Source organism: Sphingomonas sp. So64.6b (genome assembly GCF_014171475.1).
Lineage (GTDB): Bacteria > Pseudomonadota > Alphaproteobacteria > Sphingomonadales > Sphingomonadaceae > Sphingomonas > Sphingomonas alpina_A.
Map to the genome: position 1 here is coordinate 1,707,165 of NZ_CP048817.1, position 22,271 is coordinate 1,729,435.

Here is a 22,271-nt window from a genome sequence, read left to right on the forward strand (position 1 = left end):
CCCGGCGGCTTCGACGGCAAATGCCTCGACGTGCGGAGCGTGCGGCACGGTGGACCCCGGAACCAGTCCGGGGTGACGGCTTGGGGACCGGCAACGTGCCAAAAAAGCCGACGGGAGACCCCTGAATGTCGATCGGCCTTAGCTCAAGTAATGACGCCGCTACGCCTGATCGGGTTCTGCCGTTCCAGCGCGATGCGCTTGGCGACCTCGCGATTCAGTTCGGTCGGATGCTCGGCGAACGCGCGCGGGGTCATGCCGGTGAAATATTTGATTTCGCGGATCACATGCGACTGGTCGTAAAAACCATCGGCCAGCTGGTCATCGAGATCCGGGTCGCCATGCGTCATCGCCACCGCCGCGCGCAACGCCCGGTATTTGCGCGCCAGCACCTTGGGCGGCGACCCGAAATAGCGCTTGCAGCCGCGCTGGACCTGCCGCAGCGACAGGCCGGTCAGTTCGACAAGTTCGTTGACGTCGGGCGCGGCGGCATCGGCAAGCCATTCGTTCACTTGGCTCACGAACGCCTGATAGACCGGTTGCTGCCGCGCCATCAGCGTGGTCAGCATTTCCTCGAAAATCGCGACCCGGGCATCGAAATCCGGCGTGGCGCGCAGTTTCTCCTGAACCTCGACGACGATGTTGCCGAAAAGGTCTTTCGCATCGAACAACCGGTTCGCCGCCGCCGAGGCATCCATCGGCACCAGCGCCGCCCAGCCATGCGGCATCAGCCCGACGCCGATCGCTTCGGCCGCGCCGTCGCAACTCAGATTTGAAGATCCGGTGGTGGGCCCCAGGACATAGATGTCCGGCATCGCCTGCTCGGTACCATCGACAAAGCAATAGCGCGCGTTGCGGCCGCGCAGAATGAAGCGGAATTGCGCATAATCGGCGCGATCGACGGCTTCGAAACGATCGTCGCTTTGCTGGAAATGGTAGAAAAACGAGAAATGATCGACCAGCGTGGGCTGCGGCTGGCGGAAATCCATCTTCAGATTCGACATGCGCGACAACCCGATCGATGATGTTTCTTGCCCTGCTTCGCTAGGGGAAATTGTCATTCGTCACAAACATAACAAATGAAACTGACCTGATCTGCCGCCTTTTGAGGTCCCAGTGGGCATCGCCGGGTAAAGGGGTTATTGCACGTGTCACCGTTACGATTACCGCCGACGTTCTCAACGGAACCAGCTACCGCCGCAAATCGTATAGAATGTGGGCGCGGAACTCTCGAACAGCCGCGCGGGCATTCAGCATAGCGCTCGCTTCGGATGGGAAGCACCCGACATGTAACTCCCTTGATACCTTGAGCGTGAAGTATTCATGACCGCTAGCAAGGTAGTGACTTAGACCATTCTGGCGAGCGAGGCGCTCAGTACACGAAAATTCCGCCGCAATCGCAGCGATAGATTGTTCGCTGCCCTCATTTTTGGAATGCGTTAACGAGCCTGCTTTTCGCTGAAATCGACACCCACTGAGGTTCATCATGGCGTAAAGTGCGTTTATATAAGGCTCGTTGGGGGAGAACCTTGCCTTTGCGCTCATCGCAGGCTGACCTCCGAAGATAGCGATTATGACGACAAGACAAGCAACGATCCGCAGCATGGATACAATGACTAGGCTCGAACTGTTAACTGCGGATGACAAATTTCCAACCCTGCAGATATCCTGCGCCGTGAATTATGCCACGCCACCGTAATCCCCGCCAGTTCGAGAATCCGATCTGCCCATATCCGGGTTTGGGACCTGCGGACGCCGACGCTGGATAACCATCTTGCCCTTTCCGAATGGGCGGTCGATAACCATTGGAGCCGTCAGGGCGATGGTGGCGGCACTTGCGCTCCGGATCGGTGCTGTCATCACCACTCATATTCCTGGTTCCTGCCGGCCCTCCGGATCACGAGGCCGCGGCATGCTCCGCGCTGGCCGCGTTCCACACCTCCCGCGCCGCATCGGCGTTCATAACGGCGATTGCCAGACCCACGATCAGGTCGGGCCACGCGGTGCGCCATACAAGCGCTGTTGTGAGCGCTGCCACCACGATAGCCACATTGGCGAATGCGTCGTTACGAGCCGACAGGAACGCCGCCTTGGTCAGGCTCCCGCTATGATCGCGGTATCGCGCCAACATGAATGCGCAGCTCAGATTGACCCCAAGCGCGCCCAGCGCTGCCAGCGACAACGGCACCGGATCCGGTGCGATCGGCGTGTTGAACTTCTCCCATGCGGTCCAGAGCGTTGCGAGTCCGGGAATGAGCAGGATCGCCGCCAGCGCCTTGCCGATGCGCGCACGGTTCTTCGCACTCCATGCCAGTGCGGCGACGATCAGCAGGTTCACCGAAGCATCCTCGAGAAAATCCACTGAATCGGCAAAAAGCGAAACCGACCCGATCTGAAGGGCAACGATGAACTCGACACCGAAATAGGCCAGGTTGAGCAGCGCAACCGTGGCGACGACGCGCCGAAGCGCGCGGTCAGCACCGTCCGGACAGGCTTGATTCACTCCAGTTTCCCTAACCGCGCGTGAGCGGCAGCACGCCCAAACAACACACCCAATGAAAGGATAACGCTCACAAACACATAGCTGAGTGAGGAGCGTGACCCAACTGAGCCAAATAGCCAGACTCGACGCTGGCCCTTCTTCAGCAATACTTTGATCGTTGGCCCAGGATTGATGCGACGGAGCGAGCGTTAGATTTTGCATCGTATGGCGTGTCGATCAATCGCGCCTTGGGTAAATAAGCGTCCATGATCTCGGCTGCTCGCATCGGGCGACCGTACCGATACCCCTGCGCTTCGCCGCAGCCGAGGCGTATCAGGGCGAGTTCCTGTTCGACCGTCTCGACTCCCTCGGCGATCACTTCGAGTTTAAGGCCCGCCGCCATGATGATGATGGCCTTGACGATCGCCGCATCGCCGACCTTTCGATCGATGTGCGCAACGAAGCTGCGGTCGATTTTGAGACGGGTTAGAGGGTATTTCTGCAACAAGCTAAGGGAGGCAAAACCGGTCCCGAAATCGTCGAAGGCGACGCCCACACCTAAAGACCTGAGCTTCCTGAGCGCCTTGGTCGACTGGTTGCTATGCCGCAGGACGGTTGTCTCTGTGATCTCCAGTTCCAGCTGAGCGGGGGACAGGCCGTGCTTCTGTAACGCTGACGATGCAACTCCGAACAGCCGGCCGGACCGAAGCTGGGCTGCAAAAAGATTCACCCCAACGCGCAGCGATCCCAACCCCCCTCGTTCCCATTCGGCCACAGCTGAGCAAGCCTGATCAACGATCCAGTCGCCAACCTCTTCTGCGATCGCGCTGTCCTCGAGCACATTGATGAAGGCAGCTGGAGTCAGCAGGTCGTGATCGGGATGGCGCCATCGGAGAAGCGCCTCGACTCCAGACAGCGAACCGGTCGCCAAACATATTTGCGGTTGGTACCAAAGCTCGAACTCGTCATTTTCTAGCGCTCGCCGAAGCTCCGAGCTTAGGCGATGTCTCTGCTCGGAGGTGTTCTGCATTGCGCGGGCGAAAAATTTGCGCCCGCCCCCGCCGTCGCTCTTCGCGCTGTATAGGGCGAGATCAGCGCAGGAGAGAAGTTGCTCCACGTCAGATGCATCATTAGGCGACAGTGCGATTCCAATGCTCGTGCCCACGTAGATCGATTGCTCGGCGAGCTCGAAAGGCGGCTGTAAGCCTTGAAAAATTCGACTTGTAAGCTTGTCCAGCGTCAGCGGATCGGCGCAGTCGGAGAGCAAGATGGCAAACTCGTCGCCGCCCAGGCGAGCGACGTAGCCGGCGGCGCCCACGGCGGCCGCCAACCGGGCTCCCACGGCTGTCAGTAGCTTGTCGCCGACAGAGTGTCCAAGCGTGTCATTCACGTGCTTGAACCCGTCGAGATCCAGAAGCAGAAGCGAACAGGGTGCTCGTGCGATTTCCGCCGCAAGGCGTTCGTGCAACGCGTTCCTGTTTGGCAGCGAGGTAAGCGTATCGCAGTGAGCCAGGTGCTCGAGCCGTTGCTTCGCCGAGTGTCGATCAGCAATATCACGCAGCAGAGCGCCAAACATCGGCTTACCGTCTTCGAACCACATCGAGAGTGAAAGATCGACTGGAGTCTCGCTGCCATCGGCACGCAACGCAAGAATGTCGACGGAACGCCCGGCAAGACGCGCTTGCCCCGTTTGAACCGCTCGAGCCAGGCCCGCATCATGCGCGGCCCTAAGCCGGGGTGGGATGATAATCGAGAGCGGTTTACCGATCACCTGCTCTGCACGGTGCCCGAAAAGCTGCTCAGCGGCCGTGTTCCAGGACACGATCAGATTGTCCGCCCGGATGCACACCGCAGCCGTCGCGGAGTTGGCGAGCATTTGCTCATAGCGATGCTGAGTAGTATCGTGGCTCATGAAGCCTCCCTCGTCGCTGATCGAATCTCGCTTACATTTGCTACCCGCATCTCCCCCAGCCACCGTAGCGTCGGATAGTTAAGGCTTTGGCTGTCCTGATTGGCTGATGGTTCAATGCCCATTCGCAGAGCCAGGACTGCTTCACTACCGGCTTCCCGAGAGCTCGCGGTCGCTGAACCCCACGCAGCGCTGTACAAATAACGGCACCGGTTTTCGATTGCCGGTAAGCGGACAGACCGATCCGGATTAGAAAGCCGATTATCGCTATGGTGACGATTGGGCGTTTGGTTGCCGAACGGCCCGTGCCTTCGTGGCGCGAATTATTTCCATAACCCGACCATATGTTTCGCATCCGCTGGTGCGAGCGACATAGGCTAGCTCAGCCTCGCGAACCGTCCAGCCCGGACGGTCTGCATACTGCATGCAATGCAATCATTGCATGCAGCGCAGTCGGTGCCGCGAACGCTCGCTTACCGTTGCGACGGGCTCGGCAACAGTAAATACTTGACCGCTTCGAAACGATCGTCGCTTTGCTGGAAATGGTAGAAAAACGAGAAATGATCGGCCAGCCCGGCATGCGGCTGGCGGAAATCCATCTTCAGATTCGACATGCGCGATACCCGGTCGATGATGTTTCTTGCCCTGCTTCGCTAGGGGAAATTGTCATTCGTCACAAACATAACAAATGAAACTGACCTGATCTGCCGCCTTTGAGGTGCCAGTGGGCAGCGCCGGGTAAAGGGGTTATTGCAGGTGTCACCGTTACACGCACCGTTACTTACGTGTCACCGTTACTTACCCCCGCACCGTTACCCCCGGTCAACCACTGGGTACCGGCGCGGCGCAGACTCTAAGCGGCCTCCCCTCCTCTGTTCGGGCTGAGCCTGTCGACGCCCTGCTCTTCTTACCTCAGTAGAAAGAGCGCCCCTTCGACAAGCTCAGCGTTAGCGGAAGTCCGCGGACCAATTCACCTCAACCTGCGGCGCACGCTATACCAGCGACCTCGATCAGCCGCGGATCGTCCAGCTGCGGTGCAGGCGCATCGGCTGGAAAGGCGCGCGCCAGCGCCTTGGCGATGCGGTCGGCGACTGGTTGATTATACCAGCTCTCGTCCGGCGTCAGTTCACGTCCCCTGATCGTCCGACTATAGCGATATTGTCCCCAATAGATTGCCAGCGGTTCCTCCAGCGTGTTGAGCGGATTGCGCATCGAGGCCGCTGCCGGACATAGTCGCAGATAGGCCGTTGAAAGACGCTTCCGGACACCATCTTCCATGCCCGCCGACAGATAGTGCGCAAATTCGTGCAGCACGATCGGCGCCCAATTCATTTCCTGCATGTCGGCGTTCGGATTGGATTGCAGCAGGATATACCGCCCCCGCACCTTGGCCTGAGTGGTGCCGCTATCGGGCCACCACACGAACCGCGCGGTAAAGGCCGGCGCGGGCGGCACACGGTAAAAGGCCCGCATTTCGGCGATGAAGCCGGCCAGCTTCGGGTCGGCCAGCTCTGCCGCCAGCCGTTTATGCTGCGCGCCAAATCGCGATTGTGTGGCCAATAAGGTCGTCGCACGTGGCGCAAACCGCGCGACATAAGCGCGCAGCATCGTCCGATCGCTGGCCGGCTGCGCCGCAATCGCCGTACGGGCGCTCTGCGCGAAATCGGCTCCGGCAAAGAACGGTCTGGAGAATGGGTCAAGATTACGCAGCGTCTTGGCCGCCAGTACGGTCATCGATCCGGAGGCTGGTTCATCCCGCGCCACGGGCGCAGTGCGCAGCCGAAAGGCGCGATAGGCGGCGAGCAGGCGACGATCTCGTGCGCTCAATCCGTACTGCCGCGACCAATCCGCGCCATAGGCCGATGCGGTATAACCCGGCAACCAGTCGGGCAGATTGTCGAGCAGGATGAATATATCGGTCGGCCGGTGGTATTGCACTTCGACGGGTGGCGAAGGAGCGGGTGCCGCGCTCGTCATGGTCGCGTAGATCGTGAGCGGCGCACAGATGATCAGGAAGCGTCTCATGATGCGGCGGTAGGATGGGCGGATGCCCTGCCAAGCGCCTCCTGTTTTCGCGTAATTCCACGCGCGGCCCGCTGGACCGTCCGATTCTATCGCTCGCCCGGGGTTTCGGTGGGGTTTCGGTGACATCTCACGCTGAATAAAGTGCCCGATCATCGTGATCTCACCGTCACCGTAATTCATTTTTGCGAAGAAAATGACCGACAACGGAATTAAATTCATCGTGATCCATATTCAGACTATTCGTATAAACCGCCACGGGCGTGGATATGGATTTCTGGTTAGCTAACATTCTTTTGTAAAGCGGATGCCCTTTATGCGCGGATAAAAAGCCTTCCGGATCTTTAAGAATAATTTTGTACCCGGTCAGGTGTGAGGACGTGAAATCCTCGTAATGTTCCAAAGCGGCTATATCATTCCATTTTACCAGCAATGAACCATTTAAGTTGATGCCATCACGATCGACCCTCAAACCGTTTGCACCAGAGATGAGGCGATAAATGCCTCCAACCGAGAGCGCAAGAAAAAGCACAAACCCCAATCCGAACATGGGATAAAATAGATATCCTTCCCTGAGCACAACCCGCAGGCTGTTTTGATCAGGCCCTCTATAGAGATAATAAAAGGTAATTGCGGAGATCGTTATTAGGAATAATGTCGAAAGCAGTAATTTTGCATTATTTTGTTTCGCTACAAAAAACTCTCGATTCACAAAATTCTCCTTTGCTGACGGCATACCGCGCTTTCAGTCCGCGCTTCGGTGACAGCTTACTTAACCCCCAAACCCATAGAACGCACCGCGTTTGGGGCGGATTGCAAAAAAAATCCTAAATATCATTTATATTCAATTAGATGCCTCATAAATCCCCCAAGCGCCCGGCGCCGGAGATATACAACAACCGGTGTCCCATATCTCCCCTGCCCTTCATCGAACGGCCTCGATTCAAACCCAATGCGAGCGCCGTTATCTGGGCAGCATGGAAACCCGCCCCTCGACCTTTAAACCCGCTTATGTCCGCCAGGCGAAAGAGCTTTACGCCCAGGGCCTGACCGATCGCGAACTCGCCGCTGTGTTCGGCGTCTCACGCAGCACCATCTTCCGCTGGCGTGCCGCTTACCCTGAGTTCGCCGAAGCGACCAAGCTGGGCAAAGACGTTGCCGACGATCGTGTCGAGCGTGCACTGTACGAGCGCGCGATCGGCTACGAAGAAGAGGCGGTCCGCATCTATCACCCGGCCGGCACCGAGGAGCCGGTGATCGTGCGCTACAAGCGCGAGGTCCGCCCCGATACCACCGCCGCGCTGCAATGGCTGCGCGCCCGCCGCCCCGGCATCTGGGCGCGCCCCATGCCGCCGCCCGAGGAGGAGAAAAATATCGCAGAGGAAATCCGCAAGGCAATGGAGCGGGTCGACAGAATCGCAGGGTCGCGACTTCGTCAAGCACCGCACCATCAAGCGCGGGAATAGCCGCGCGATGGACACCTCTTCCACGGACTCGTTCGCCGCGCAGATGCCCGACTTCAGGCATAACCCGCTCGGCCATGCCGCCTTCGCCTACCCCTGGGGCGAAGGCACGCTGAAGGGCGTCACTGGCCCACGCGAATGGCAGTGCGAGGTGATGGAAGCGATCGGGGAACACCTTCAAAACCCCGCGACCCAATTCACCCCCTGCCGCATCGCCCGCGCGTCAGGCCATGGCATCGGCAAGTCGGCGCTGATCGCGATGCTGATCAAATGGGGTCTCGATACCGGCGTCGACACGCGCATCGTGGTCACCGCCAACACCGAGAACCAGCTCCTCACCAAGACAGCGCCCGAGCTCGCCAAATGGTCCAATCTCTCACTTACCCGCGACTGGTTCCGGGTCGGCGCAACGGCTTTGGTCTCGACCAGCCCCGGCCATGACAAAAGCTGGCGCGCCGACCTCGTCACCTGGAGCCTGACCAATACCGAGGCGTTTGCCGGCCTCCACAATCAGGGCAAACGCCTGATCCTCGTGTTCGACGAGGCCAGCGGCATCCCGGCAAAGGTGTGGGAGGTCGCCCTCGGTGCGCTGACCGATGAGCAGACCGAGATCATCTTCCTCGCTTTCGGCAACCCGACCAGCAATTCAGGGCCTTTCCGCGAATGCTTCGGCGCGCACCGTCATCTGTGGAACACAGCGCAAATCGACAGCCGCACCGTCGAGGGCACCAACAAGGCCTATCTCGACGAACTGATCGAGACTTATGGCGTCGACAGCGACATCGTGAAGGTCCGTGTCCGCGGCCAGTTCCCATCCGCGTCATCGATGCAGTTCATCGCCAGCGATCTGGTCGACGCGGCGCGCGTGCGCGATTTCCACAATCTGCCGACCGAACCGCTCATCTTCGGACTCGATTGCGCGCGCTTCGGCGACGATCATTCGACGCTGGCGATCCGCTGCGGCCGCGACGCGCGCAGCCGGCCATGGAAGCGCTGGTTCAAGACCGATGCGATGACGCTGGCCGGCGATGTCGCGCTCGCCGCCCAAATGCACCGCCCCGATGCGATCTTCGTCGATGCCGGCAGTGTGGGTGCAGCGGTGGTCGATCGCCTGCGCCAATTGGGCGTGGAGAATGTCCATGAAGTCTGGTTCGGCAGCAAAGGCGGTGACGCTACCTGGTCGGGCGCTATGCGGGTCCAGACCGCCAACAAGCGCGCCGAAATGTGGATCAATATGCGCGGCTGGCTGGAAAACGGGGCGATCCCCGACGACGATGCACTGGCGACCGACCTGACCGGCGTCGAATACGGTTATGCCAACGACGCCGAGATCCTGCTTGAGAAGAAGGAACATATGAAGGCCCGCGGCCTTGCCTCACCCGACGATGCCGACGCCCTCGCCCTCACCTTCGCCGCACCGGTCATGCCGCGCGACACGCTCTACTGGCCCGACCCACAACCGCGTCAGCACCCCCTCAGCGAGGAAGAGGAATGGAATCTGACCTACCGGGACATCAAAGATGAAGGACAATAAGTTCCTCCCCGGCACGGGGAGGCACGCGCGCGAAGCGCGACGGAAGGGGTGCGCCGGCAACGTACCGCTCGCAAAGGGTATCTGCCGCAAGCGTCACGTCACCGGCCCGCCCCCTCCACCACCCGCTTGAAGAAAGCGCGCGGTCCCCTTCCCTGTACCGGGGAGGAAGCAGATCATGTCCCGGGCACAACCCACCAATCCGGTTGAGCCTACCCCGCCTTTGCACTACCGATGCCGTAACAAATCATGAGGCTGCCGAATGACGGCGACGATCGCGCTCGTCGATGACGACCGCAACATCCTGACTTCCGTATCGATCGCGCTTCAGGCCGAGGGCTTCGTGACGCGCGTCTATTCGGATGGTGAGACCGCATTGAAGGCGCTGATCGAGAATCCGCCCGACCTGGCGATCTTCGATATCAAGATGCCGCGCATGGACGGGCTGGAACTGTTGCGGCGCCTGCGCGAGAAACAGGCGACGCCGGTGATCTTCCTCACGTCCAAGGATGACGAGCTCGACGAGGCGCTCGGCCTGGCGATGGGCGCTGACGATTATATCGCCAAGCCCTTTTCCCAGCGCCTGCTGATCGCCCGGATCCGCGCCATTCTGCGCCGCACCGAACTGGCTCAGGCCGGCCCGGCGGGCGACGAGGAATCGGCGGCCGCCGAACTGGAGCGCGGTCGGCTGACGATGGACACCGCACGGCACCGCGTGACCTGGGCCGGCGCGAATGTGACGCTGACCGTGACCGAATTCCTGATCCTCGAAACACTGGCGCAGCGACCCGGTATCGTGAAGACCCGCAACCAGTTGATGGATGCGGCGTATCAGGACGATATCTATGTCGACGATCGCACCATCGACAGCCATATCAAGCGCGTGCGCCGCAAGTTCCGGCAGATCGACCCTGAATTCGATGCCATCGAAACGCTGTATGGCGCCGGATACCGCTTTTCAGAGGAATGACGCCAAGGCATGACGACGGCGAGCTGTCGCTGCGCTGGTCCGGCCGTGTTTCGCTCACGCCACGGATCCTGTTCGTCAACATCTTCGCGCTGGCGCTGCTCGCCGGCGGGTTCTTCTATCTCGATTCCTATCGCAGCCGGATCGTCGACAGCCGTGTCGCGCAGGCGAGCCGCGAGGCACGCCTGATCGCCGAAGCGCTTCGATCGGTACAGCCGGAACGGCGCGATGCGCTGGCATTGCGGCTGGCGCGCGACACCGGCGCGCGGCTGCGCATCTATGACGAGGCGGGAACGCTGATCAGCGATACCCGCGCGCTGGGCTTGCGCAATGCCGTGCTGCAGGATCCGGACAAGCAGGATTGGGGTCAGGGCGCCGCGCGTTTCCTCGATGCGATGATCGACACGGTGGTCGGCGCGCCGCGCGCGCCGCTCTTTCGCGAACGCGCGGCCGGGCTCGACTGGCCCGATGTGCGCACCGCGCGCAACACCGAAACCGCGCCCGCGACGGTGTGGCGCGCGCCCGATCGAACGCCGGTCATCACCGCCGCCGCCGCGATTCCTGGGCCCAAGGGCGAGCGGCGCGTGGTCATGACGACGACCAATGCCACCGACATCACTCAGACGGTCCGCGTCGAGCGCTTCCGGCTCAGCGTCGTGCTGCTGATCGTCGCGATCGTCTCGATCCTGTTGTCGCTCTTTCTTGCGCGCACGATCGTGCGGCCGTTGCGCAAGCTGGCGCGCGCCGCGGTGCGGGTCCGGTTGGGTCGCGCGCGCGAAGTGGTCGTGCCGCGCCTGCCGACCCGCCGCGACGAAGTCGGCATGCTGGCGCGCGCCTTGTCCGACATGAGCCTCGCGCTCCGGGCGCGGATCGACGCGACCGAGGCCTTTGCCGCCGACGTGACGCATGAAATGAAGAATCCGCTCGCCTCGCTGCGATCGGCGGTCGAGGGACTCTCGCTGGTCCGCGATCCAGAATTGCAGGAACGGCTGCTCGCCATCGTGCGCGACGATGTCCACCGCATGGACCGGCTGATCACCGATATATCCGAAGCCTCGCGGCTCGATGCGCAGCTCAGCCGCGCCAAGTTCGAACAGGTCGATATTGGTGCGATGATCGCGGCGTTGCTCGAACAGCGCGCCGACCGCGGCACCGAACGCGGTATCCGGTTGCGCTTCGACCAGCGCCCCGGCGAACCGCTGATCGTGATGGGCGAAGGTGCCCGGCTCGAGCGCGTGTTCGAAAATCTGATCGACAATGCGGTGTCCTTCTCGCCCGATGGCGGCCTGATCACCATCGCCGCGGCGCGCGATCAGGAGGATCTGGTGATCAAGGTCGAAGACGACGGACCTGGCGTCCCCGAAGAGGCGCGCGAACAGGTATTCAGCCGCTTCCAGTCGCTCCGCCCGGAGAGCGAGGAATTCGGTAAGCATTCGGGACTAGGCCTCGCCATTGCGCGGACCATCGTCGAAGGGCATCAGGGGACAATCTCGGTCGAATCGCGCGAAGACCGATTGAGCGGGGCACGTTTCGTGGTGACATTACCCCTAAGGGATCGCAGATGAGCCGCGAGCCGCAGATACCTACCGTCTCGACCGAGACGCTGCACGTCTCGACCGTCGCGATCGACGGGCGTGCCGTATTGCTCGAAGGTCCCTCGGGATCCGGCAAGTCCGACCTCGCCTTGCGCCTGATCGATCGCGGCGCCGTGCTGATCAGCGACGACTACACCATCCTGGTGCGCAGCGGCGATGCATTGCTCGCCTCCGCGCCCGCGACGATCGCCGGCCGGATCGAGGTGCGCGGTCTTGGCATTATCGCGATGCCCCATGTCGGACGCATCCCTGTGACGCTGCTGGTGCGTCTGGCCAGCGGGTTCGACCGCATGCCGCTCGACAAGATGGAGCGCAGGATCGCCGGGATCGTCGTCCCCGAAGTGATCCTGGATGCACATGAAGCGTCCGCCCCGATCAAGGTCGAGCTGGCATTGAAGCGCCTGTCGAATCCGGCATGACGCACGATCCGAAGAATATCCTGCTGGTCACGGGCATGTCCGGCGCGGGCAAATCCACCGTCCTGCGCACGCTTGAGGACCTCGGCTGGGAGGTGGTCGACAATTTGCCCTTGCTGCTGCTCGACCGGCTGCTGTCCGCTCCGCTGCCCGAGGGCGCCGAGACGACCGCGCAGCCTTTGGCGCTGGGCATCGGCGCGCGCACCCGCGACTTCGACCCGGACCGCGTGGTCAAGCGAATCAAGAAGCTGCACAAGGAACATGGCCACGACATCGGCACATTGTTCCTCGATTGCGCCGGCGGCGAACTGGAACGGCGCTATTCCGAGACGCGGCGACGGCATCCACTCGCGCTGGACCGCCCCGCGAGCGACGGGATCGCACGCGAGCGCGAACTGCTCGCGCCGCTCAGGCGCTGGGCCAACCGGCTGATCGACACGACCAACATGACCGCCAACGAGCTGGCGCAGAAGGTGCGCGAGACGTTTTCCGGCGAGGGACTCGGTGAGCCGACCCTGTCGATCATGTCGTTCGGATATGCGCGAGGCGTGCCGCGTAACGCCGATCTGGTGTTCGACATGCGTTTCCTGCGCAATCCGCACTGGGTCGAAACGCTCAGGCCGGGCACGGGACTCGATGCGGATGTCAGCGCCTATATCGCGGGCGACCCCGCTTACGACGCGGCGCTGGAACAGATCGAATCACTCCTTCTCCTCCTGCTCCCGCGGTATCGGGCGGAGGGAAAGTCGTATGTTACGGTCGCATTTGGCTGTACCGGGGGGAGACACCGCTCAGTGCATGTCACCGAACGGGTAGCCTCACGGTTGCGCGACGCGGGATTTTCCCCCACGGTCACTCACCGCGATCTTGCCGCGGCGCCCCAGGACTCGCTGGAGGGCGCCCCGGCGACCCCGCCTGGGAGTGGAACTGTTTTGCAATGATCGGCCTGGTTCTGGTGACGCATGGGCGCCTCGCCGATGAGTTCGTGACCGCAATGGAGCACGTAGTCGGCAAGCAGGAGCGCATCGCGACGATCGCGATCGGCCCTGACGATGATATGGAAGCGCGGCGCGGCGACATCGCTCAGGCGATCGCCGCGGTCGATGCCGGCAATGGCGTCATCCTGTTGACCGACCTGTTTGGCGGCACGCCGTCAAATCTCGCTATCTCATTGATGGAAAAGGGCCGGGTCGAGGTGATCGCCGGGATCAACCTGCCGATGCTGATCCGGCTGGCGTCGGCGCGGACCAAGATGAAAGTGGTCGATGCGGTCGCGGCGGCGCGCGAGGCGGGCCGCAAATATATCACCGTCGCGTCCGAAGTGCTTGGCGAGGCCGCTGCCTGATGCCGGTGCAGCGGACCGTGTTGATCACCAACAAGCGTGGGCTGCACGCGCGTGCCAGCGCGAAATTTGTCACCCTCGCCTCGACCCAGGCGGTCGAATTGTCGGTCGAGAAGGATGGCGCGGGCAGCGTCACCGGAACCTCGATCATGGGATTGATGATGCTCGGCGCGGCAATGGGCGATTCGATCACGATCAGCGCCGATGGTGACGGCGCCGAAGCCGCGGTCGGCGCGCTGTGCGAACTGGTGGAAGCCAAGTTCGGCGAGGATTGATCCCGCGTGCCGCGTGAGATTTCTGCCTTTTCCAACCCGCTGGTCAAGCGCATCCAGAGCCTGCGCCAGAAGCGCCATCGCCGCGAGGAAGGGCTGTTCCTGGCCGAGGGCTTGCGCATCCTGACCGAGGCGCGGGAGAATGGCCGGATCCCGGAATATCTGTTCTTCTCGAAAGAAGGCGCATCGCACCCATTGGTGCGGACGCTGGTGTTCGATGTCGAGGATAGCGGCGGCCAGGCGATTCAAACCAATGCCGAAATCCTGTCAAAGCTGTCGGGTAAGGACAACCCGCAGGCGGTGGTTGGCGTGTTCACGGAATTCCCTTCCGCGCTTTCAGTACTCGACCGGACCAGCGCCGACATCTGGCTGGTCGCGGAGCGGCTGCGCGACCCGGGCAATCTCGGCACGATCCTGCGCACGGGCGATGCGGTGGGCGCGGGCGCGCTGATCCTGATCGGCGAGTCGGTCGATCCATTCTCCGTCGAGGCGGTGCGCGCGAGCATGGGCGCGCTGTTTACCGTGCCCGTCGTGCAGGCCGAATGGAGCGATTTCCTGCCCTGGTTACGCAGCGGCCCCGGCCAGCTCGTCGGCCTGAGCCTCGACACCGACACCGATTATCGCGCGGCGAAATACACCTCACCGGCCTTCCTGCTCACCGGTAACGAGGCGCAGGGGATGCCGGCCGAGTACGCAGCCGAATGCGATATGCTGGTCAAGATCCCGATGCTCGGCAAGGCAGACAGCCTGAACGCCGCGGTGGCGACGGCGGTGATGGCCTATGAAGTGCTCGCGCAGCATCGCGGTTGAACCCTTCTGCCCGCTGAACGGTTACGTAACGATCGGTTCAGCCGCGCGGCCATATCGCGGGCTTTCAAGGAGAGACACGACATGAAGTTCGCCCTCGCACTGGCTGCCCCCGCCCTGCTGTTGACCGCCCCCGTCCTTGCGGCGACCCAGCGTCCCCTGCCCTACAAGGCGGTCGGCACGGAACCCGGCTGGACGCTGTCGATCGATCGCGGCCTGATCCGCTATGTCGGTGATTATGGGCGCACCAAGGTCACGACCAAGGCACCCGTCGCACGTCCCAGTTTCAACGGACTGCGCTATGTCACCCGGCGCATCACGGTCGATGTCACCCGCGTGCGGTGCAGCGACGGAATGAGCGACCGCGTCTTTCCGGACAAGGTGACCGTGAAGGTCGGCCGCAGGACGGTCAGCGGCTGCGGCGGCAACCCCATTATAGCATCGGCACCCGCAATCGCCGGCGCCTGGCGCATCGAAAGCGTCAGCGGTCAGCTGACCCGGGGCGCAAAATCCGCCTCGATCACCTTCTCCGACGATCGAGTCAGCGGCAATACCGGCTGCAACGGCTTCAGCGGTGCATTCCGCTTCGAGCGCGGGTTCCTGACCGCAGGGCCGTTGGCATCGACTCGCATGGCCTGCCCTCCGCGAGGCATGGCTCAGGAACAGGCGATCCTTGGCGTGCTAGGGCAGCGCCTCAGCGTGAGTTCGAACCAGAATGGCAAGCTGGTGCTGAGCGGGCGCGGTCAGGCACGGCTGGTGCTGAGCCCGGCACGTCGCGACTAGAGCAACCAGCGCTCCAGTGCGTACGGCCACATCGCGGCGATATACAGCCGCGGCAAAAATCCGGATCGAGGGCGGGTTCGATTCATGCGTGGCTCCTGCGCCGCCGATATGCCGAACCGGTCACGGCGCGGGTGCGGTACCGGCACTGTAGGTGCCGAGATCGGGTGCGAGGAAACGTAAATTCTGTTCGCGCAACGCCGCACCGGCGTCATCGTACAGGAACGGCAGGAAGGCGTAGCGCTTGCCGCGTGTGACCGGTGTCGCCTCGTGCAGCAACGAACAGGAAAAGACCGCGGCACCGCCGGTCGGTGCGCGATAGGTTCGTGCGCCGAATTCGGGAAAGCGCAGATCACCACCGTCATAGTCATCGGCATTGAGGTTGATCGTGCAGGCGAATTTGCGGTGCGCTGTACCCTTGGTCGTATTGTCGCGGTGCGCGCGGAAGTGGCCGCCGCCATTATCGCCATCATAACAAGCGACAATCCAGCGCTCGACCCGGGTCGCGTCGAATTGAAATGCGCGGTTGATCATTGGCCGCAGAAAACGGTTAAGGCGCGCCCTGAGCGTCGCGATCAGCTGTTGGTCCTCGATGATGCAGTCCAACCGCCGCTTGTGGCCATGATCGACCTTGAGCACGGTCATACCGTTTTCCTCGCGCATGAAGCCGGATTCCTCGCCGCCGACCGTTTCGTACAGGTCGATCAGCCGGCGGCACAGCGCAGGCTCGAGGATGCGCGGCGCGATCAGCACGGGAGCGTTGGTGTCTCGGTCTTGTCCGGTCAGCGCCGCAAGCGCGGCCATGATGCCCTCGCCGCCGGCAATTTCCGCGCGCTGGACGACACGGAGCATCGCATCGAGCAGTAGCCATTGCGGGCGATAACGCAGCCCCTCCCCCTCGCCGTCGATCGCGCCATATCTCTCGGACACCGCGCGATCGTGATCGAGGAACCAGCGGATGCCCGGCAGCGATTGTTCGATACGCTTTTCCTGCGCGTCGGCCGGGTCGATCGACACCCCGAAGAAACAGGCATTGGCATCGTCGAACAGATGCCGATGACGCTCCATCACTTGCAGCGCCTCCTGGCTGGCGGGCCACGCGGCGCTGCCATGGAACAGCAGCACGATCGGCCGGCCGGCGACCGAATCGAAGGCGTAGCGCGGATTGCCGTCGAGTGCGGCGGCGTGAAACCAGGGTGCGGGATCGCCCGGGACGAGTAGGGTGGCCATGGACGAACGGGATACCCGATCGATCAAGGGTGTAAACCTTTGACCCGGTCAGGATTTACTCGGCCGCCTCGTCCAGTCCGCCTTCGATCAATACCGGTTCGGCACCATAGCGCGCCAGCGCTTCGACCGGCGGCACATCCTCGATCTCGCGCGCGCCGGGTTCGATGTTGAGGTCCTTCAGCTTGCGCGCGGTGACCAGGGTCCGGCTTTCGAAGCTCGACACGAAAGCATTGTAATTATTGACCGCCGAGGTCAGTCCGCCGCCGACCTTGCGCAGATCGCCCGCCGCCTTGGCCAGCCGGTCGTATAGCTCCTTGCCGAGCTCGCCGATCTGGCGCGCTTCCTTGGCGAGCCGTTCCTGACGCCATACCGCCGCGACCGTCCGCGCGATCGCGATCAGGTTGGTCGGCGTGGCGAGCAGGACGCGCTTTTCGAAGGCGAAATCCCACAATGTCGGTTCCTGTTCGAGCGCCGCGGACAGGAAATGTTCGCCGGGGACGAACATGATGACATAATCCGGGGCGTCGGCGAACTGGCTCCAATAGGCTTTGTTGCCAAGGCCGTTGATATGCGCCTTCATCGACGCGGCATGAAGCACCAGCCCGCGTGCCCGCTCCTCCTCATCGACCGCGCCGAACGCGTCCTGATAGGCGTTGAGTGACACCTTGGCGTCAATCACCAGACTGCGCCCGCCCGGTACGGTGACGATCGCGTCGGGGCGAAGCCGCCCGCCCTCGTCGCCGCCGGCCACGCTGACTTCGGTCTGGAAGTCGGTGTGTTCGGCCAGGCCACAGCTTTCGAGCACGTTCTTCAATTGCTGTTCGCCCCAGCGGCCGCGCGATTTCGGTGCGTTGCGCAAAGAATTGACCAGCTTGGCGGCCTCGGAACTGACCTTTTCCTGGCCGATGCGCATCTGTTCGATCTGACCCTTCAATTCGCTGAAAGCGCCTTTTCGCTCGGTTTCGACCTTGGAGACCGCTTCCTCATATTTGAGCAGGCGATCGCTCACCGGCTGAAGCATGGATTTCAAATTCTGCCCGGCGGTCTCTTCGGATTGCTTGAAGCGCGCATCGGCGCGCTCGAGGAAATTCTTTTGCGCCTCGGTGAGAAGTTTGTTCGCTACCTCATTGAAATGGCCGGTCATTGCCTCGCGCGAATTCTTGAATTCCTCAAGCCGCGCCTCGAACGCGCTGGCATGTGCCTTGAGCGTCGCATTCTCCGTCCGCACATAATCGCGTTCGTCGCGGATCAGCGAGATTTCCTCGCGCAGCTGGTCGGCCGCCCTCGCCCGCTCCTCCGCCGAGGCGAGATCGACGATCACGCGCTTGTATTCCTCGGTCCGTGCATCGCGTTCGGCGCGCGCTTCCGCGCTTCCGCGCCCGCCAACGAACCAGCCCAGCCCGAGCCCGATCAGCAGGACAGCGATCATCAACAGTGGGACAGTCAGGCCAGTCATTGGTCGCCTCGCGAGAACATTGCGAGAACTCTACTCGCAAGGATTGTGTTGCGCCAGCCCGTTGGTAGGACTGACGTCATGCTGACTGACATAGAGATTTCCCGCGCCGCTACATTGAGGCGATCGGGGAGATTGCCGCCAAGCTGTCGATTCCCCCCGGAGCCGTTGAACCTTATGGACATTTCAAAGCGAAGATCGACCTGTCGCGCGTCCCGACGACGGGAAAACAGGGCAAGCTGATCCTCGTCACCGCGATCAACCCGACACCAGCCGGCGAGGGCAAGTCGACCACCTCGGTCGGGCTTGCCGACGCGCTGAACAGAATTGGGAACCGTATCGGCAAGAATGCGGTGCTATGTCTGCGCGAGCCTTCGCTCGGCCCCTGTTTCGGCACCAAGGGCGGCGCGGCCGGCGGCGGATATGCTCAGGTCGTACCGATGGAGGACATCAACCTTCATTTCACCGGCGATTTCCACGCCATCACCTCGGCGCATAATTTGCTCGCGGCGATGATCGACAACCACGTCCATTGGGGCAATGCGCTCGATATCGACGTGCGCCGGATCGTGTGGCGGCGCGTTCTCGACATGAATGACCGCGCACTGCGCGATATCGCGCAGTCGCTCGGTGGCCCCGCGAATGGCTATCCGCGCGAAAGCGGGTTCGACATCACCGTCGCGTCCGAGGTCATGGCGATCCTGTGCCTGGCGAGCGATCTGGAGGATCTGGAAGCACGGCTCGGGCGGATCGTCGTCGCTTACACGCGCGACAAGAAACCGGTCACAGCGCGCGATTTGAAAGCGGATGGCGCGATGGCGGTGCTGCTGGCGCAGGCGGTGAAACCCAATCTGGTGCAAACTCTGGAGGGCAATCCGGCGTTCGTGCATGGCGGACCGTTCGCCAATATCGCGCATGGCTGCAATTCGGTGATCGCGACGCGTGCCGCGCTTTCCCTGGGCGATTATGTGGTGACCGAAGCCGGTTTCGGCGCCGATCTGGGCGCGGAGAAGTTCTTCGACATCAAATGCCGACAGGCCGGGATGAAACCGTCGGCCGCGGTGATCGTGGCAACGGTGCGCGCGCTGAAAATGAATGGCGGGGTGGCCAAAGCCGATCTCGGCACGGCCGATCCGGAGGCGGTACGGCGCGGTGGCGTCAACCTGTCGCGCCATATCGAGAACATACGCCAGTTCGGCGTGCCTGCGATCGTCGCGATCAACATGTTCGACACCGATAGCCAGGCCGAACTGAATGCGATCCGCGAAATAGCTGCGGCACAGGGGTCGGAAGCGATATTGTGCACGCACTGGGCCGATGGCGGCGCGGGCGCCGAAGCACTGGCCGGGCGGGTCGCCGAACTGTGCGATCATGGCACGCCGCAATTCGCGCCGCTCTATGACGATAGCCTGTCACTGTTCGACAAGATCAACACCGTCGCGACACGCATCTATCGCGCGGAGGAAGCGATCGCCGATCCCGCGGTGCATGCCCAGCTGAAACGATGGGAGGATGCAGGTTTCGGCGCCCTGCCGGTGTGCATGGCGAAGACGCAGTACAGCTTTTCGACCGACCCGGCGAAGCTGGGCGCACCGACCGGCCATGTCGTCCCGGTGCGCGAAGTGCGGCTTGCGGCAGGCGCAGGGTTTGTGGTGGCGATCTGCGGCGAGATCATGACCATGCCGGGCTTGCCGCGCGTGCCCGCCGCGGAGTCGATCCGGTTCGGCGCGAATGGCGAGATCGAAGGGCTTTTCTAGGGCGATTATGTAGCTTGCAAACCCAACCGGCGAATGTCGGGACGTGGTGGAAAGCGGCCCGTCCGCTAAATGGCTCAAACGGCGTAAGCGGACGCTTGTCCATGAAGCTCGCGGTGGCAGCTACGCGCCCCATCCTGGACGTTTAGCGATCAGCTTGCACTTCCCGAAAGCCGACATTCGTTCACCGGACCCGAGTTGCTCAGTCGGATGACTTCCTTTGGGGTTTCATCTGCATGTCGGGTTGCGGGACACGCTCAAGGGACGCAGCCGAATCAAGCATAAGCAGTCTTTGCAAGTGCTGCGACTGCGCCCACGGTCCCGCGGTCGATGACCGCAAGGAAGCAGCGCTTCGCCTCGCCCGCGTCGCGCGTGCGGTCAAAGAGGCTCTGAGCTTCACTGAAAGCGACGTTCCAGGTCGATACGATCAGGCCTGCTGCAAGATGAGCATTGGGATCACCGGTGGGCCGGTTGCTGGTATCGGCCAGCACTAGCGCTAACGCGCGGGTAAAATCGTCTCGCATCTCCCGCGCGCGCGCCTTGAGCGCTGCGCTGGCCAGGGCCGTCCTGATAAACCAGCTCGTGTCTTCGGACAGCATCACAAATTCGTGATCTTGGGTAACAAGGTTATGCGCCAGTCTGCGGGTCGCTTCGATCGGCGAGACGCCGGGTCCCCGCTTGCGAATGGCTTCAAACGCCAATGTCTGGATTTCTTCCTCGCGGTCGAAGAACATATCCTCCTTGCGAGGGAAGTGATTGAAGACCGTCATGCGCCCGACATCGGCGGCAGCGGCGATGTCGTCGACCGTCACGGCGTCGAAGCCTCGTTCCAGAAAGAGGCGGGTCGCCGTGTCCGAAATGCTCTGGCGGGTGGCTAAACGCTTTCGTGTCCGGCGGTTGTCCCTATCGTCCATCAGCCCTTGCCTTTATTTATACTGAGTATATGTTGGGACTGGATATAGTTCAATGTTCGTCTCTCCGTGGATACCCCTATGATCAACCACCTCGCTCCCGTCCAGAATCCTACCCCGCCGTCCGGCTCTCCCGTGCTTGTCAGTGGCGCAAGCTTCGCAGGCTTGGCTACCGCTTTCTGGCTGGACCGCCTGGGCTATCAGGTCACGATCATCGAGGTTGCGAGCGGACTTCGCAGGGGTGGGACGCCGGTCGACATAGAAGGCGAAACGATCGGCATTCTCGAGCGCATGGGCATGTTCGACGCTGTTCGGGCGAGAGCACTTCCCCCGCGCGCGTTCGCGTTCAAGGACGCCGACGATCGCTCCCTCGGCGGCTTCGGTGTCGAAGGGTCATCGCGCGCCCGATTTGAGATACATCGCGATGACCTGCTGGATATCCTCTTCTCCGGGATCGATGGGTCGGTCGAGGTGTTGTTCGGCCGGTCGATCAAGCAACTCGAGGACGGGCCAGACGGCGTCACGGTCACGCTGGACGACGGAACGCGACGCACTTTTGCCCTGGTGTTTGGCTGCGACGGCAATCGCTCCAACACCAGGAAGTTGGTGTTCGGTGACGAGGAGAACTTCACTTACTTCATGGGAGGCTATGTCTATCTGAAGGTCGTACCGGTGACAGGAATATTGCCGCCCAACGTATCCGAGGTGTTCAGCGTGCCGGGCCGGACCGCGATTCTGAACGGCTATGACGACCGGACCGACATTGGCCTCGCTTTCCGCACCGAAGGCGAAATCGAATATGATTATCGCGACCGCGCGCAGCAGCGCGCGTTGATCCGTGACCATTTCGATGGGCTAGGCTGGAAGGTCCCGACAGCCCTGAAGCATGTGGGAACCGGCGACGATTTTTACTTCGACAGGATCAACCAGATCCGGATGCCGTCTTGGTCGAAGGGGCGGGTCGTTCTCGTGGGGGACGCGGGCTACTGCGTATCACCGGTCGCAGGCATGGGCGGCTCAATGGCGATCATCGGAGCGGGGCGGATTGCTGACGCCTTGGAACGGCACGGCGCCGACTATGCTGCCGCCTTCCAGGACTATCATGACAAACTGCACGCCTTTGTCGAAGAGGTTCAGGAAAGGGCCGCAAATGACGGCATGGCAACAATATTCCCAACCGACGATGCCGAAATGACGGAGCGTGACCGAAAACTTCGCGAGGGCGAACTCGGTCTCTAGCTGTCGATAGCGCGTGCTGAAGGCCCGGGAGAAGGTCTTCGCACTCTCGATGTCGTGCGCGAACTTCTAAGTCATGCAGATGCTTAAATTGCGTTTGGCGC

The 22,271-nt window shown here is 62.0% G+C and carries 20 protein-coding genes and 1 pseudogene; 12 read left to right on the forward strand and 9 right to left on the reverse strand.

All coding sequences use genetic code 11. The features are described 5' to 3' along the window. Positions 1-143: 143 nt before the first annotated feature. From G4G27_RS08190 to G4G27_RS08215, 6 genes are all read right to left on the reverse strand, one after another. Entirely contained in the window at positions 144-1,001 is an 858-nt protein-coding gene (locus tag G4G27_RS08190; protein WP_183112870.1) for a helix-turn-helix domain-containing protein, read from the reverse strand. Positions 1,002-1,894: 893 nt separating this feature from the next. Next, positions 1,895-2,500: a cation transporter gene (locus G4G27_RS08195; protein ID WP_244624605.1), complete on the reverse strand. Its 606-nt coding sequence runs from the start codon at positions 2,498-2,500 to the stop codon at positions 1,895-1,897. 139 nt (positions 2,501-2,639) lie between these two features. Then, complete coding sequence (locus G4G27_RS08200) at positions 2,640-4,391, reverse strand: EAL domain-containing protein (RefSeq protein WP_183112872.1); 1,752 nt, start codon at positions 4,389-4,391, stop codon at positions 2,640-2,642. 470 nt (positions 4,392-4,861) lie between these two features. After that, positions 4,862-5,002, reverse strand: coding sequence for a hypothetical protein (locus G4G27_RS08205; RefSeq protein ID WP_183112873.1), 141 nt, complete (start codon positions 5,000-5,002; stop codon positions 4,862-4,864). 361 nt (positions 5,003-5,363) lie between these two features. Further along, complete coding sequence (locus G4G27_RS08210; RefSeq protein ID WP_183112874.1) at positions 5,364-6,413, reverse strand: hypothetical protein; 1,050 nt, start codon at positions 6,411-6,413, stop codon at positions 5,364-5,366. Between the two features lie 166 nt (positions 6,414-6,579). Further along, a complete protein-coding gene (locus tag G4G27_RS08215; RefSeq protein ID WP_183112875.1) occupies positions 6,580-7,122 on the reverse strand; it encodes an STM3941 family protein in 543 nt (180 codons plus the stop codon). Between the two features lie 265 nt (positions 7,123-7,387). Here G4G27_RS08215 and G4G27_RS08220 point away from each other — a divergent pair, with 265 nt between their 5' ends. The 10 genes from G4G27_RS08220 to G4G27_RS08265 all read left to right on the forward strand — a co-directional run bounded on the left by G4G27_RS08220 (position 7,388) and on the right by G4G27_RS08265 (position 15,586). Next, positions 7,388-7,876 (forward strand): helix-turn-helix domain-containing protein, encoded by a 489-nt coding sequence (locus G4G27_RS08220; protein ID WP_183112876.1) that lies wholly within the window; start codon positions 7,388-7,390, stop codon positions 7,874-7,876. Positions 7,877-7,883: 7 nt separating this feature from the next. Next, entirely contained in the window at positions 7,884-9,407 is a 1,524-nt protein-coding gene (locus G4G27_RS08225; protein ID WP_183112877.1) for a terminase, read from the forward strand. A 259-nt stretch (positions 9,408-9,666) separates the two neighbouring features. Beyond that, entirely contained in the window at positions 9,667-10,374 is a 708-nt protein-coding gene (locus tag G4G27_RS08230; RefSeq protein WP_183112878.1) for a response regulator transcription factor, read from the forward strand. After that, a complete protein-coding gene (locus G4G27_RS08235) occupies positions 10,371-11,936 on the forward strand; it encodes a stimulus-sensing domain-containing protein (protein WP_183112879.1) in 1,566 nt (521 codons plus the stop codon). The genes G4G27_RS08230 and G4G27_RS08235 overlap by 4 nt, the downstream gene beginning before the upstream one ends. Beyond that, on the forward strand, positions 11,933-12,385 hold the full coding sequence (locus tag G4G27_RS08240; RefSeq protein WP_183112880.1) for an aldolase: 453 nt from the start codon (positions 11,933-11,935) through the stop codon (positions 12,383-12,385). Before G4G27_RS08235 ends, G4G27_RS08240 begins: the two co-directional genes overlap by 4 nt. Then, entirely contained in the window at positions 12,382-13,323 is a 942-nt protein-coding gene (gene rapZ, locus G4G27_RS08245; protein WP_183112881.1) for an RNase adapter RapZ, read from the forward strand. Before G4G27_RS08240 ends, rapZ begins: the two co-directional genes overlap by 4 nt. Further along, positions 13,320-13,727 (forward strand): PTS sugar transporter subunit IIA, encoded by a 408-nt coding sequence (locus G4G27_RS08250; RefSeq protein ID WP_183112882.1) that lies wholly within the window; start codon positions 13,320-13,322, stop codon positions 13,725-13,727. Before rapZ ends, G4G27_RS08250 begins: the two co-directional genes overlap by 4 nt. Then, positions 13,727-13,999, forward strand: a complete 273-nt coding sequence (locus G4G27_RS08255; RefSeq protein ID WP_183112883.1) for an HPr family phosphocarrier protein — start codon at positions 13,727-13,729, stop codon at positions 13,997-13,999. Before G4G27_RS08250 ends, G4G27_RS08255 begins: the two co-directional genes overlap by 1 nt. Positions 14,000-14,005: 6 nt before the next feature. Next, the gene (locus G4G27_RS08260) at positions 14,006-14,806 is read left to right on the forward strand and encodes an RNA methyltransferase (protein ID WP_183112884.1); all 801 of its coding nucleotides are present in this window, start codon (positions 14,006-14,008) and stop codon (positions 14,804-14,806) included. A gap of 81 nt (positions 14,807-14,887) precedes the next feature. After that, a complete protein-coding gene (locus tag G4G27_RS08265; protein WP_183112885.1) occupies positions 14,888-15,586 on the forward strand; it encodes an META domain-containing protein in 699 nt (232 codons plus the stop codon). Positions 15,587-15,706: 120 nt separating this feature from the next. On the opposite strand, the gene G4G27_RS08270 is transcribed toward G4G27_RS08265, so the two are convergent. Beyond that, entirely contained in the window at positions 15,707-16,813 is a 1,107-nt protein-coding gene (locus G4G27_RS08270) for a 2OG-Fe(II) oxygenase (protein WP_183112886.1), read from the reverse strand. A gap of 55 nt (positions 16,814-16,868) precedes the next feature. Beyond that, positions 16,869-18,269, reverse strand: a complete 1,401-nt coding sequence (rmuC, locus tag G4G27_RS08275) for a DNA recombination protein RmuC (RefSeq protein ID WP_183112887.1) — start codon at positions 18,267-18,269, stop codon at positions 16,869-16,871. Between the two features lie 78 nt (positions 18,270-18,347). On the opposite strand from rmuC, the pseudogene G4G27_RS08280 reads away from it, so the two are divergent. Beyond that, a pseudogene (locus G4G27_RS08280) lies at positions 18,348-20,023 on the forward strand (formate--tetrahydrofolate ligase). Positions 20,024-20,295: 272 nt separating this feature from the next. On the opposite strand, the gene G4G27_RS08285 reads toward G4G27_RS08280, so the two are convergent. Further along, positions 20,296-20,934 (reverse strand): TetR/AcrR family transcriptional regulator, encoded by a 639-nt coding sequence (locus G4G27_RS08285; protein ID WP_183112888.1) that lies wholly within the window; start codon positions 20,932-20,934, stop codon positions 20,296-20,298. A gap of 78 nt (positions 20,935-21,012) precedes the next feature. On the opposite strand from G4G27_RS08285, the gene G4G27_RS08290 reads away from it, so the two are divergent. Then, entirely contained in the window at positions 21,013-22,170 is a 1,158-nt protein-coding gene (locus tag G4G27_RS08290; protein WP_183112889.1) for an FAD-dependent monooxygenase, read from the forward strand. The last annotated feature ends 101 nt before the right edge of the window (positions 22,171-22,271 follow it).